The organism is Streptomyces sp. LS-MS-L19 (assembly GCF_058382285.1).
Window position 1 is genome coordinate 4,534,396 of sequence record NZ_JBYCLL010000001.1, and the last position, 12,579, is coordinate 4,546,974.

Below are 12,579 nucleotides of genomic sequence, written 5' to 3' on the forward strand. Positions count from 1 at the left end.
GCCGAGTTCAGCGGTTGGGTCGCCGAGCGGTCGGCGGCGGAGCCGGCCGAACCGTTCACCTTCGTGGTCGGCGCTGACGGTGTGCTCCGGCCGGCACCGCGGCGAAGCGAGCACGTGTGGCCTGTGCCGGCGGTGCCGTGGTGCCGACTGCCGGCTAGATGGGCTTCGCGCGGGCGGCGGACCGGTGGACGGTGAGCGAGCACGCCGGGCTCGGCCCGCCCTCCCGTTTCACTCACGACGTGGTGACCCCACACACGCAGACGACCCGCGAGCTCGGGTCCCTCCGCCTGGGCGGGGGAGCCGGCCGGACGTTACCGGCGAGCTCGCGGGTCGGGTGACTGCGTTGAATTGGCCGGCTGCGCGCATCTCGTACACGCTGGTCCGGCACCGCACTCGGTGGGTGACGGGCCGCTAGCCCGCAGCCACCTCCGACGTCCGGTGTGCATACATGCTCCGAACCACCTCCTCTCCTCGGTAAGACACACCCTAGGAACCCACTGGCCACCTCTCAACCGGTTTTCCGAGATGTTGACGGGCCCCCTTCGGCCCGGAAGGCATACCCGTAGCCGTCGGCCCGTTGCAGCAGGCGCAGCTTCCGGTGAGAGACATCGACCCTGCCCGCCGGTGTGGTGAGGCTGTGTCGTCCTGTGGCGCGGACCGAGACCCGGCCCGTCCACACACCCGCCCACTTGCCCGCCGGCACGACGGCACGCACGAGATCGCCGGTGGTGAATCCGAAGTGGCGCTTGACGCGAGCCCGCCGCAAGCGCGGGAAACCGAACCGGTCCGGAGTGGTGCGTGCGTACGAGCCCCGCCCGGTGGCCTTGACGACCAGCACCCGATCCGGGAGCCGCACGATCGCGTCACCGCGCTCGTGGTCCAGGCCTCCGACGCACAGCGCGTCCACCGTGTGCGTCTTGCCCAACCCTGTCGCATGGCGATTCCAGTGTGTTCGCGCACTGGACCAGGAGTTCACCGGTCTGCCGAGTTTCCTGAGCCACTGCAGGAGCTGCCAACGGGTCGCGTTCATCGCGGCAGCGTCGTTGAGTGGTGTCCTGGCTTGCCGGAGGATCTTTGCCAGGCGCTCAGGGCGGTCGGCGAGGAAGATCTCGACGGGCAGACTGCTCTTGGCTCTGTTGCAGGGGACACAGGCAAGGACGAGGTTGGAGATACGGTTCGAGCCCCCTCGGCTGCGAGGGGTGAGGTGCTCGATGTTCAGAGGCACATCCGTGGCGTCGCAGTAGGCGCAGGCGTTGTTCCAACTGGAGCGCAGGTAGGCCCGGGCTTCGATCCCGGCCAGCGTTCCTTGCTGGTGCTCCAGGTCGGCGAGGGGCCTGTCAGCACTCATGGCGTGGACGTCGAAAGCCGTGCTTTCCACGTGGACCTCGGTGACCGGCGCGTATCCGCAAAGGCGAGATGCCACGGCGTAGGTGGTGTCGACACGGTGCCGCAAAGAGGGCGGTAGCCAGCCCGCCGACCGGGACCGGTTGTCCGGCCGGGGCGCTCGGTAGCGGCGGTTGGCGGAGCGACGTCTGCGCCGGTAGCCCGCGCGCTGCCTCATGCACAGCCTGATCTGGTCACCACGGTGCTGGAGTTCGACCGAGACCAACCCTCGCCTGACCGTGAGCAGGCCTCCCTGCCCGTCGTTTTGCTGTTTGTCGTCCGTGAGAACGAGGCCCGTCCCTCTGGAGCCCGGATCGACGCGCAGGTGCACGCCGTCGACCTCTGACTCCGCGAGCGTGCGGTCCTTCAACCGGATCACGAAGGGTGCGTGCCGAGCGACCAGGGCTCTGTCCTTGCACAGGAGCTCGCGGGCGCGGGCGGGATGACAGGGCATGAGAGGGTGCCCGTCCTTGGAGAGGACGAAGACCCGGGCCGCTCCGACACCGCCCGCGTACGACTGATCATGCGAAGGAGCGTCACCGCTCCTGTTCTCTGCCGCCTCCGCTGCCGGGGCAGCGTTCTTGGCGTGACGCCGACGGACTCCGGTGCCGAGCCCGCCGGTCTCCCCTCGCTCATGTTCCCTGCCGGTGCCCCGCACGGGGGCGGGGTGTCCGTGAGCCGTTTCGTCCCTGCTCCCAGGGGTGTCTGCTCCCACGGATTCCAGAGCGGGCTGCTGAGGAAGCACAGTCAGGTGGGTCTGCTCACCTACAGGAAACGTAGTCATCGGGTGCACCTCCCTGATCTCGGATCGTGATGACTGGAGCTGGTCAGCCGACGACCTCATGATCGGGGAGCGACTGACCTCGCGCGTCCGGGTTGCCGGAGACGCTAGCGATCCAGCTCCGGCTGATCCGTTGAATCACCTGAAGGCGCCCATAGGTGCGAAAAACCGCTGATGATCGAACATCCAGCCGATCTTGCTGCTATGACATCTGCTCCCGCAGCAACCTCGGGATCTTCGAAACGCTGTCCAGGTAACGTTCTGTGCATGACACAAATACGGGTGGGGCGGCGGGCGATTCTCGGGTGGTGCCCGTGACGGATCTGCGGATCGAGCCTGTCGTCGGGGGCGGCATGGCTGAGGAGTGGCGGTATGTGCACAACGTGATCGTGCCGCCCGCCGCCATGGGGATCGAGGACGTGCTGGAGCGGGTGGGGCGTAATCGGCTGGAGAACGCTTATCTCGGGGACGTGCTCGTGGGGTGTTCCACCGTGCGGCCGCCGCAGGGGGACGACGCCGTGGCGACCGTCATCGCGCGGGTGCTGCCCGATTACCGGGGGCGGGGTTTCGGGACGGCTCTCTACGAGAAGGGTCTTGATCATGCGCGTGTGCTCGGCGCCCGGGTGATCGAGACGTGCGTGCTGGCCGTCAATGAGGACGGCACCCGGTTCGCGCGGGCGCGCGGGTTCGTCGAGGTCGACCGGTATGTGCTGGACGGCGGCAGCGACGAGTGGGTCGACCTGCGGCTGCGGCCGGACAGGTGGGCCGCTTAGGGGGATGCGACACGTTTCCGGCGTACAACGATTCCCTCAATCTTGCGGGAACCCGGTGTGTGCTGCGTCACGTTCGAGTTGAATTGATTGTTAGTGAGCGGCTGGCAGGGGGTCCAGGTGAGTGCTTCCCGGCGTAGTGGGACCACCGACGAGCTGGGGCCCGACGGGCCCGGCCCGGACGGTCCGGACGGCTCGGGCGGTTCGGATCTGCTCGCCGCGCTGCTGGACGGCATGGACGCGGCCCTGTGCGCCTTCGACGCGGACGGCGTCGTCACCCACTGGAACCGTGAGGCCGAGCGCATCCTCGGCTGGAGTGCCGCCGAGGCGGTGGGCCGGCACGGGTTCGCGGGGTGGGCCGTACGGCCCGCGGACGCCGAGGAGGTCGAGGGGCGGCTGATGTCCGCCATGCAGGCGCCCGGCCGCCAGGTGCACGAGTTCGCGCTGCTGACCAAGGACGGCGGCCGGGTGCTGGTGCGCACCCAGTCCGCGGCTGTTCGGGGGCCGGACGGCAAGCCCGCGGGCGTGTACTGCGCCTTCAGCGAGGTGCACACGCAGATCGACCTGGAGCGGTCGATCGCGCTGAGCGAGGCCCTCTTCGAGGACGCGTCCTGGGGTGTCGTGCTGGTCGACGCCGATCTGCGGCCCGCCGTGGTCAACGCGCACGCGGCCCGGTCGCTGGGCGTCGGCCGTACGTCGGTGCTGGGGCGGCCCCTCGGGGAGCTGCTCGTGCAGGGCGTGGAGGAGCTGGAGAGCGCGCTGACGCATGTGCTGGCCGAGGGCGCGCCGCCCGCGCCGGCCGAGATCTGGGTCGGGCTGCGGACGCCGGACGGCGAGAAGCGGCGCTGCTGGCGCTGCGGGTTCGTACGGCTGGCCTCGCCGCTCGCGGAGGAGCCGGTGCCGTTGGGTGTGGGCTGGCTGTTCCAGGACGTGACCGAGGCCAAGCAGAGCGAGCAGGAGGCCTCGCTGCTGCGGTTCAGGACCAACCAGCTGCACCGGGCGGCCCGGGCGGCGGCGGAGTGCGAGGACCCGGCCGAGGCGGCGGTCGTCCACCTGGACTTCGCGCTGGCCGGGTTCGCCGATCACGCGCTGATCGACCGGGTGGCCGGTGCCGCGGTGGCCGACGGCGAGGAGGCGGGCCCGGTGCGGCTGGTGCGGGTCGCCGCTACGCCCTCGGGGGCGCCGGGGCCGAGTCTGCTCTCGGGGGCCTCCGGGCTGCCCGTGCGCTATGGCGAGGGGCACCCGGCGTTGCAGTGCGTGGACCGGGTGGGGTCGGTGCGGGCGAGCGTCGGGACGGTGCCGACGGACCGGGCCCGGGAGTGGGCGGAGGCCCGCCAGTGGCCCTCGGACGTGGTGCACGCGCTGTGCGCGGTGCTGCGCAGCCGGGGCCGGACGCTGGGGGTCGTGACGTTCCTGCGGGGTGCGGGGCGGGGGCAGTTCGAGCGGAGCGACGCGGTGTACGCGGAGGACGTGGCGGTGCGGATCGCGTCCGCGCTGGACCTGGGCGGGGTGGTGGGGCGGGCCTAGGGCCTGTCCTGCGGATCGTGCCGGCGTCGCAGGGTCTGGCAGGCCCACCTGTGCCGAGCAGCACCGTTCTTTGCAGCCGGCCTGATCCGCCGGACAGGCCCAAGTCCCGTTCCCGAGGGACCCGTACAGCCGCCGGTTCAGGGGCTGAGGCGCTCCACCCGCCAGGTCCCGTCCGGTTCCGTGACGTAGCGCAGCCGGTCGTGGAGGCGGTTCTCGCGGCCCTGCCAGAACTCGACCGTCTCCGGTGCCACCCGGAACCCGCCCCAGTGCGGGGGCACCGGGACCTGTTCGCCCTCGGGGTAGCGGGCGGCGAGGTCGGCGTACGCGGTGTCGACCTGCTCGCGTGACGCGACGACCGAGGACTGGGCGCTGGCCCAGGCGCCGAGCTGGGAGCCGTGCGGGCGGGTGCGGAAGTACGCGGCGGTCTCGTCGCGGCCGGTGCGGCGGGCGAGGCCGGTGACGATGACCTGGCGGGCCATCGGGTGCCAGGGGAAGAGCAGCGAGACGTACGGGTTCTGCGCGAGGTCCCGCGCCTTGCGGGAGTCGTAGTTGGTGAAGAAGACGAAGCCCTGTTCGTCGAACTGCTTCAGAAGCACCGTGCGGGAGCTGGGGCGCCCCTGGGCGTCCGCGGTGGAGACGACCATGGCGTTCGGTTCGAAGAGGTGCGCCTCGGTGGCGGCCTGCCTGAACCAGCGCGCGAACTGTTCGACGGGGGTCGCGGCCAGGTCGGTCTCGGCGAGGCCCTCCGCGCGGTACTGCTCGCGCATGGAGGCGGGGTCCGGGAAGACGGCGTGTGCTGCGTCGGTCACGCGGTCATCTTGCCGTACGGACGCCTCCCCCACCGAGGGCGGCGCCGACCACTGGTGGCACTGAGTGCCGCATGACTCCCCAAAGGTGACACTCGGAGTTATCGTGGCGTCATTCGTCGTACGCATCATGAGGAGCCGCCTGATGTCCGACCTCGACCCCGGCTTTGTCCCTGGCCTCGAAGGAGTCGTCGCGTTCGAGACGGAGATCGCCGAACCGGACAAGGAGGGCGGCGCCCTGCGGTACCGGGGCGTCGACATCGAGGACCTGGTCGGCCATGTCTCCTTCGGCAACGTGTGGGGGCTGCTGGTCGACGGCGCCTTCAACCCCGGTCTGCCGCCCGCCGAGCCGTTCCCGATCCCGGTGCACTCCGGGGACATCCGCGTGGACGTGCAGTCGGCGCTCGCGATGCTGGCCCCGGTGTGGGGGCTCAAGCCGCTGCTCGACATCGACGCCGAACAGGCGCGGGCCGACCTCGCCCGGGCAGCCGTGATGGCCCTCTCCTACGTCGCCCAGTCCGCGCGCGGGCAGGGGCTGCCGATGGTGCCGCAGCGGGAGATCGACAAGGCGCAGTCGGTCGTCGAGCGGTTCATGATCCGCTGGCGCGGGGAGCCGGATCCCAAGCATGTCGCGGCCGTCGACGCGTACTGGACCTCGGCCGCGGAGCACGGGATGAACGCGTCCACGTTCACCGCGCGCGTGATCGCCTCCACCGGTGCGGATGTCGCCGCCGCGCTCTCCGGGGCCGTGGGGGCGATGTCCGGGCCGCTGCACGGGGGTGCGCCGTCCCGGGTGCTCGGGATGATCGAGGAGATCGAGCGGACCGGCGATGCGGAGGCCTACGTCAAGCAGGCGTTGGATCGCGGTGAGCGGCTGATGGGGTTCGGGCACCGGGTGTACCGGGCCGAGGACCCCCGCGCGCGTGTGCTGCGGCGTACGGCTCGTGAGCTGGGGGCGCCGCGGTTCGAGATCGCGGAGGCGCTGGAGAAGGCGGCGCTGGCGGAGTTGCACGCGCGGCGGCCGGATCGGGTGCTCGCCACGAACGTGGAGTTCTGGGCGGCTATCGTGCTGGACTTCGCGGAGGTGCCGGCGCACATGTTCACGTCGATGTTCACGTGTGCGCGGACGGCGGGGTGGTCGGCGCACATTCTTGAGCAGAAGCGGACGGGGCGGTTGGTGCGGCCTTCTGCGCGGTATGTGGGGCCGGCGGCTCGGGATCCTCGGGACATTGAGGGGTACGGGGGGATCGCCCACTGAGGGGGGTGTCTGAGGTGCCTGGGCGGGTGCGGGTGCGTTGTGGCTTGTCGCGCAGTTCCCCGCGCCCCTAAAAACCTAAAGCAGCGCTTGGTTCAGCAGTGCTGTCCACTGGGTGACCACTCTGTCTCGCCTGGCCTCGTCGTCCGTGAGCAGGTTTGCCAGGCCCAGGCCCCTCGCCATGTCCAGGAGGCCCTGGACCGTTTCCCGGACGCCCGGCTTCGACTCGTCCGCGGCCAGCAGCTCCACGGCGATGCGATGGGTCTCGCGGCCGACGCGAGCCTCCAGTTCGGTCACCCGGGGGCGCAGTTGGTCCTCGTTGGAGGCTGCCACCCACAGGTGGAGGGCAGCTCGGAACAGGGGGCCGGTGTAGAGGTCGACCAGGGCGGAGATCACCGCTCTGCGGTCGTCCGCCGCGCCCCCGGGGAACAGGGCCCGCAGGGCCGTCGAGCGTTCCTCCGCCACGTACTCCACCGCCGCCGTGAAGAGGTCCTCGCGCGTCGGGAAGTGGTGTTGGGCGGCGCCTCGGGAGACTCCGGCGCGTTCGGCTACGACAGTGACCGTGGAGCCGGCCCAGCCGTGTTCGGCGAGGCAGGACACGGCGGCTTCGAGGAGGCGCTGGCGGGTGGCGCGGCTGCGGTCCTGCTTGGGCCTGCGTTCGGCGCGGTCGCCGGTCGTGCTCGTGGTCGTCGTCGTGGTCACACCACCCATGAGGGATCCCGTCGTTCCAGGAAGGCCGTCATGCCCTCGCGCGCTTGCGGTGAGGCGAACAGCCGGGCCGAGAGCGCGGTCAGGGCGGCCGCGTCCCGGTCGAAGGTCTCCAGCACCCTAGCCGTGAGCAGCCGTTTCGTCTCGGCCAGGGCCTCGGGTGCGGACCGGCGCAGACCGTCGAGGACCGGTGCGAGTACGGCGTCCACGTCGTCGCCCGCCGCCGTGACCAGGCCGATGCGGGCGGCCTCGGCGGCGTCGAAGCGCTCGCCGGTGAGGTAGTGGCGGGCGAGGGCGCGGGGGTCGGTGCGGGGCAGCAGGGTCAGGGAGATGACCGCGGGGGCGACCCCGATCCGTACCTCCGTGAAGGCGAACGTCGACTCCGTGGACGCGGCGGCGATGTCGCAGGCGGCGAGGAGGCCGAGGCCGCCCGCGCGGACGTGTCCGGCGACGCGGGCGACGACGGGTTTGCCGAGTTCGACGATCTGCCGCAGGAGCCCGACCAGGGCGGCCGGGTCCGGGGGGTCCTTGAGGTCGGCGCCCGCGGAGAAGGTGGTGCCGGTGTGGGTGAGGACGATCGCGCGGACGTCGGGATCCTTGGCGCAGTCCGTCAGCGCGGCGGCCAGCTCCCCCACCAGGGCAGCCGAGAGGGCGTTGCGGTTGTGCGGGGAGTCGAGGGTGAGGGTCTCGACGGCACGCGTTCGCGTGCGGGCGACCGGGGTCATACGCGTTCCCTGAGCTGTCGTCGGAGGATCTTGCCGGAGGCGGCGCGGGGCACGCCGACGATGAAGGTGACCTGCCGGACGCGTTTGTAGGGGGCGACGCGTTCGGCGACGTACATCATGACCTCGCCCTCGGAGAGCTCGGGGGCGGTGGGCTGGCGGACGACGAAGGCGTGCGGGACCTCGTTGCCGTCCTCGTTGTAGACGCCGATGACGGCCGCGTCGGCGATGCCGGGGTGGGTGAGCAGGAGGGCCTCCAGTTCGGCGGGGGCCACCTGGAAGCCCTTGTACTTGATGAGCTCCTTGACCCGGTCGACGACGAACAGCCAGCCGTCGGCGTCGACATGGCCGACGTCACCGGTGTGCAGCCAGCCGTCGGGGTCGATCATCGCGGCGGTGTCGTCGGGGCGGCCGAGGTAGCCCTTCATGATCTGCGGGCCGCGGATGAGGATCTCGCCGGGTTCGCCTACGCCGACGTCCTTGCCGGGGTCGTCGAGGGAGACGATCCGCATCTCGGTGCCGGGGATGAGCTTGCCGACCGTCCCCGGGGGTGCCTGGCTCATGGCCGACAGGGGGACGACGTGGGTGCCGGGCGAGAGCTCGGTCATGCCGTACGCCTGGCCGACGGGCGGGACGCCGAGCCGGGCCGAACAGGCGGCGGCGAGACGGGCGTCCAGCGGGGCGGCGGCGCTGACGATGTAGCGCAGGGACGAGAGGTCGTACTGCTCGATCAGCGGGTGCTTGGCGAGGGCGAGGACGATCGGCGGGGCCACGTAGAGGCCGGTGATGCGGTGGTTCTGGATGGCGGCGAGGAAGGTCTCCAGGTCGAAGCGGGGCAGGACGACGACCGAGGCGCCGACGCGCAGGGGCGCGTTCATCAGGGCCGTGAGGCCGTAGATGTGGAAGAAGGGCAGCACGGCAAGGATGCGGTCCTCGGGGCCCGCCGACATCAGCGGTTCGAGCTGGGCGAGGTTGGTGGCGATCTGCCGGTGCGTGAGCATCACGCCCTTGGGGGTGCCGGTGGTGCCCGAGGAGTACGGCAGCGCCGCCACGTCCGCCACGGGGTCGATGTCGAGGTGCGGCTCGGGGGCCGTGGAGGCGAGCATGTCGATCAGGGAGCGGTGTCCCGGGGCGCTGTCGCAGACGAAGATCTCCCGTATCCCGCCGGCGAGTTCGGCAGCCCGGCGGGCCGTCTCCAGGAGCGGGGAGACGGTGACGATCCAGCGGGCGGCGGAGTCGGAGAGCTGCTTGGCGAACTCCTCCGGTGTGGCGAGCGGGTGCACGGTCGTCACGGAGGCGCCCGCGCGGGTGGCGGCGTAGAACGCGGTCGGGAAGGCGATCGTGTTGGGGCTGTGCAGCGCGAGCACGTCCCCCTGGGCGACGCCCGCCTCCGCGAGGCCGGCCGCGACCCGGCGGTGGAACGCGTCGAGCTGTGCGTAGGTGAGGGTGGTGCCGTCGGTGCCGTCGATCAGGGCGGGCGCGTCACCGAACTCGGCGGCGCGCGCCAACACGGCGTCGTGGATGGGCAGTTCTACGGGCTGGACGTCTGCGTACTCGCTGCGGAACACGGTTCCTCCAAGACGGCCTGATTCCGGGGCGGCCTAGTACGACTTGGGCAGGCCCAGGGTCTGGTGGGAGACGTAGTTGAGAATCATCTCCCTGCTGACCGGTGCGATACGAGCCACGCGCGCGGCCGTTATCAGTGAGGCGATGCCGAACTCCTTGGTGAGGCCGTTGCCGCCGAGGGTGTGGACGGCCTGGTCCACGGCCTTCACACAGGCCTCCCCGGCGGCGTACTTCGCCATGTTGGCGGCCTCGCCCGCGCCCACGTCGTCGCCCTCGTCGTAGAGGTGGGCCGCCTTCTGCATCATCAGGCGGGCGAGTTCGAGGTCGATGTGGGCCTGGGCGAGGGGGTGGGCGATGGCCTGGTGGGCGCCGATGGGGGTGTTCCAGACGGTGCGGTCCTTGGCGTAGGTGATCGCCTGGGAGAGGGCGTAGCGGCCCATGCCGATCGCGAAGGCGGCCGTCATGATGCGTTCGGGGTTGAGGCCGGCGAAGAGTTGCAGCAGGCCGGCGTCCTCGTCTCCTACGAGGGCTTCGGCGGGGAGGCGTACGTCGTCGAGGGTGAGCTCGAACTGCTTCTCCTGGGCGTTGAGTTCCATCTCGATGTGGCGCCGCCCGAAGCCGGGGGCGTCTCGGGGGACGATGAAGAGGCAGGGCTTGAGGCGGCCGGTGCGGGAGTCCTCGGTGCGGCCGACGATGAGGGTGGCGTCGGCTATGTCGACGCCGGAGACGAAGACCTTGCGGCCGGTGAGCAGCCAGTCCCCGGTGTCCGGGTCGCGGCGGGCCGTGGTGGTGATGCGGTGGCTGTTGGAGCCGGCGTCGGGTTCCGTGATGCCGAAGGCCATGGTGCGGGTGCCGTCGGCGAGTGCCGGGAGCCATTCCTGTTTCTGGGACTCCGTGCCGAAGCGGGCGATCACCGTGCCGCAGATGGCCGGTGACACGATCATCATGAGGAGGGGGGCGCCGGCTGCGCCGAGCTCTTCGAGGACGATGGAGAGTTCGGTGATTCCGCCGCCTCCGCCTCCGTGTTCCTCGGGGAGGTTCACTCCCAGGTAGCCGAGTTTGGCTGCCTCGGTCCACAGGGCTTCTCTGTCGTAGTCGCGGCCGTGGCGTTTGCCCAGCGCGGATACGGCTGTGCGGAGGGCTTTGTGCTCGTCGGTTTCGATCGTGGGCATGTGGCTCCTTCGTGGGGGCTGGTCGCGCAGTTCCCCGCGCCCCTAGGTGGGTTGGACTACTGCCAGCAATTCACCGACCGTCACCTGCCGGCCAGGCACTGCATGCAGCTCACTCAGCCTTCCTGCTGCCGGGGCTGTGATCTTGTGTTCCATCTTCATCGCCTCCAGCCAGAGGAGGGGTTGACCGGCTTCTACCGCGGATCCCTCTGTCAGGCCGTCCGCGACCCTTACGACCGTCCCCGGCATCGGTGCCAGCAAGGAACCGGGGGTGTGTTGGGCCGTCGGATCGGCAAAGCGGGGTAGGGCCGTCAGCGACACTCCCCCGACATACAGCTGATCGCCGTACCTCGACACCTCGAACTTCCGCTGCACGCCCTCCACTTCGAGTACGACCCCGCTCGCGTCCGCGTGCAGAACCCTGACCCCGTCCGCCTCCAGGCCGCCCTGCCTCGTGTGCCGGTAACGGACCTCGTGCTCCTCGCCCGCCAACTCGTAGCGCTTGGTCTGCGGGGCCGAGGGGAGGTTGCGGAAGCCGCCGAAGCGGGAGCGGCCGACCGCGTCCGAGAGGGCCGCTGCCAGGGGGGCCAGCGGGTCAGCGGCGGAGCCGGTGAGTTCCGGCAGGTGGCGGTCGTAGAAGCCCGTGTCCATGCGGCCCGTCGTGAACTCCTTGTGGCGCAGGGAGTTGACCAGCAGGTCCCTGTTCGTGGTCGGGCCGTGGAGGGTGGCCCTCTCCAGGGCGCCGGCGAGTTTGCGGACCGCCTCCGCGCGGGTGGGGGCGTGGGCGACGACCTTGGCGAGCATCGGGTCGTAGTGGACGGGGATCGGGTCGCCGCTCTCGTAGCCGGTGTCCAGGCGGACGGACGGGGTCAGGGAGAGGCGGTGCAGGGTGCCCGTCTGGGGGGTCCAGTCCCGTGCGGGGTCCTCGGCGTAGAGGCGGGCCTCCACCGCGTGGCCACGCGCGCGTGGGGGTTCGTCGTCCAGCGCGGCCCCTTCCGCGATCCTGATCTGTTCCGCCACCAGGTCGAGGCCGAACACCGCCTCGGTCACCGGGTGTTCGACCTGGAGGCGGGTGTTCATCTCCAGGAAGTGCGCCCGGCCGTCGGCAACCAGGAACTCGACCGTGCCCGCGCCCACGTAGTCCACCGCGCGGGCGGCGCGGACCGCCAAGTCGTGCAGTTGTCGGGTGAGTTCGTCGGACAGGCCCGGGGCCGGGGCCTCCTCGATCACCTTCTGGTGGCGGCGCTGGAGGGAGCAGTCGCGGGTGCCCAAGGCCCAGACCGTGCCGTGGGTGTCGGCGAGAATCTGGACCTCCACGTGGCGGCCGTCCTCGACGTACGGTTCGACGAAGACCTCGCCGTCGCCGAAGGCGCTCGCGGCCTCGGCGCGGGCGCTGCTCAGGGCCGGGTCCAGGTCTTCGAGGCGGCGTACGACCCGCATGCCGCGGCCACCGCCGCCCGCGGCCGCCTTCACCAGCACGGGCAGGTCGGCGGGCGTGACGTCCGCGAGCGGGGCCATGCCCATGAGTTGCTTCGCGCGCGTCTTGGACGCCATCGCCTCGATCGCGGCGGGGGGCGGGCCGATCCACACCAGGCCCGCGTCCAGGACCGCCCTCGCGAAGTCGGCGTTCTCGGAGAGGAAGCCGTAGCCGGGGTGGACGGCGTCGGCGCCGGCGGCGACCGCCGCCTTCACGATCAGGTCGGCGCGCAGGTAGGTGTCGGCGGGGGCCGCGCCCGGGAGTCGTACGGCCGTGTCCGCCACGCGCGTGTGGAGAGCGTGCGCGTCCGGGTCGGAGTGCACGGCGACCGTTCGGATGCCCAGTTCACGGCACGTGCGGAAGATCCGGCAGGCGATCTCGCCCCGGTTGGCGACGAGCACAGAAGTGATCACTG

10 protein-coding genes are annotated in these 12,579 nt (G+C 71.0%); 3 read left to right on the forward strand and 7 right to left on the reverse strand.

Features of this window, described 5'->3' with window-relative positions:
- Window positions 1-508: 508 nt before the first annotated feature.
- A complete protein-coding gene (iscB, locus tag AC2XR2_RS20170) occupies window positions 509-2,227 on the reverse strand; it encodes an RNA-guided endonuclease IscB (RefSeq protein WP_491515901.1) in 1,719 nt (572 codons plus the stop codon).
- A 251-nt stretch (window positions 2,228-2,478) separates the two neighbouring features.
- Here iscB and AC2XR2_RS20175 point away from each other — a divergent pair, with 251 nt between their 5' ends.
- Window positions 2,479-2,937 carry a GNAT family N-acetyltransferase gene (locus AC2XR2_RS20175; protein ID WP_491515902.1) on the forward strand — a complete coding sequence of 153 codons (459 nt, stop codon included), beginning with the start codon at window positions 2,479-2,481 and terminating at the stop codon, window positions 2,935-2,937.
- Between the two features lie 117 nt (window positions 2,938-3,054).
- Window positions 3,055-4,461, forward strand: coding sequence for a PAS domain-containing protein (locus AC2XR2_RS20180; RefSeq protein ID WP_491515903.1), 1,407 nt, complete (start codon window positions 3,055-3,057; stop codon window positions 4,459-4,461).
- Between the two features lie 137 nt (window positions 4,462-4,598).
- On the opposite strand, the gene pdxH is transcribed toward AC2XR2_RS20180, so the two are convergent.
- A complete protein-coding gene (pdxH, locus tag AC2XR2_RS20185) occupies window positions 4,599-5,228 on the reverse strand; it encodes a pyridoxamine 5'-phosphate oxidase (protein ID WP_330269693.1) in 630 nt (209 codons plus the stop codon).
- Between the two features lie 184 nt (window positions 5,229-5,412).
- Between pdxH and AC2XR2_RS20190 the strand changes: the two genes are divergently transcribed.
- Window positions 5,413-6,525, forward strand: a complete 1,113-nt coding sequence (locus AC2XR2_RS20190; protein WP_449353578.1) for a citrate synthase 2 — start codon at window positions 5,413-5,415, stop codon at window positions 6,523-6,525.
- Between the two features lie 75 nt (window positions 6,526-6,600).
- Here the strand turns inward: AC2XR2_RS20190 and AC2XR2_RS20195 are convergent, their stop codons facing one another.
- The 5 genes from AC2XR2_RS20195 to AC2XR2_RS20215 are packed head-to-tail and all read right to left on the reverse strand — an operon-like array spanning window position 6,601 to window position 12,577.
- Window positions 6,601-7,233 (reverse strand): TetR/AcrR family transcriptional regulator, encoded by a 633-nt coding sequence (locus tag AC2XR2_RS20195; RefSeq protein WP_491515904.1) that lies wholly within the window; start codon window positions 7,231-7,233, stop codon window positions 6,601-6,603.
- Window positions 7,221-7,955, reverse strand: a complete 735-nt coding sequence (locus AC2XR2_RS20200; protein ID WP_491515905.1) for an enoyl-CoA hydratase family protein — start codon at window positions 7,953-7,955, stop codon at window positions 7,221-7,223. Before AC2XR2_RS20200 ends, AC2XR2_RS20195 begins: the two co-directional genes overlap by 13 nt.
- Window positions 7,952-9,520, reverse strand: a complete 1,569-nt coding sequence (locus AC2XR2_RS20205) for a 4-coumarate--CoA ligase family protein (RefSeq protein WP_491515906.1) — start codon at window positions 9,518-9,520, stop codon at window positions 7,952-7,954. The genes AC2XR2_RS20200 and AC2XR2_RS20205 overlap by 4 nt, the downstream gene beginning before the upstream one ends.
- A 33-nt stretch (window positions 9,521-9,553) precedes the next feature.
- Window positions 9,554-10,690 (reverse strand): acyl-CoA dehydrogenase family protein, encoded by a 1,137-nt coding sequence (locus AC2XR2_RS20210; protein ID WP_391196761.1) that lies wholly within the window; start codon window positions 10,688-10,690, stop codon window positions 9,554-9,556.
- 42 nt (window positions 10,691-10,732) lie between these two features.
- Window positions 10,733-12,577, reverse strand: coding sequence for an acetyl/propionyl/methylcrotonyl-CoA carboxylase subunit alpha (locus AC2XR2_RS20215; RefSeq protein ID WP_491515907.1), 1,845 nt, complete (start codon window positions 12,575-12,577; stop codon window positions 10,733-10,735).
- Window positions 12,578-12,579 lie beyond the last annotated feature (2 nt).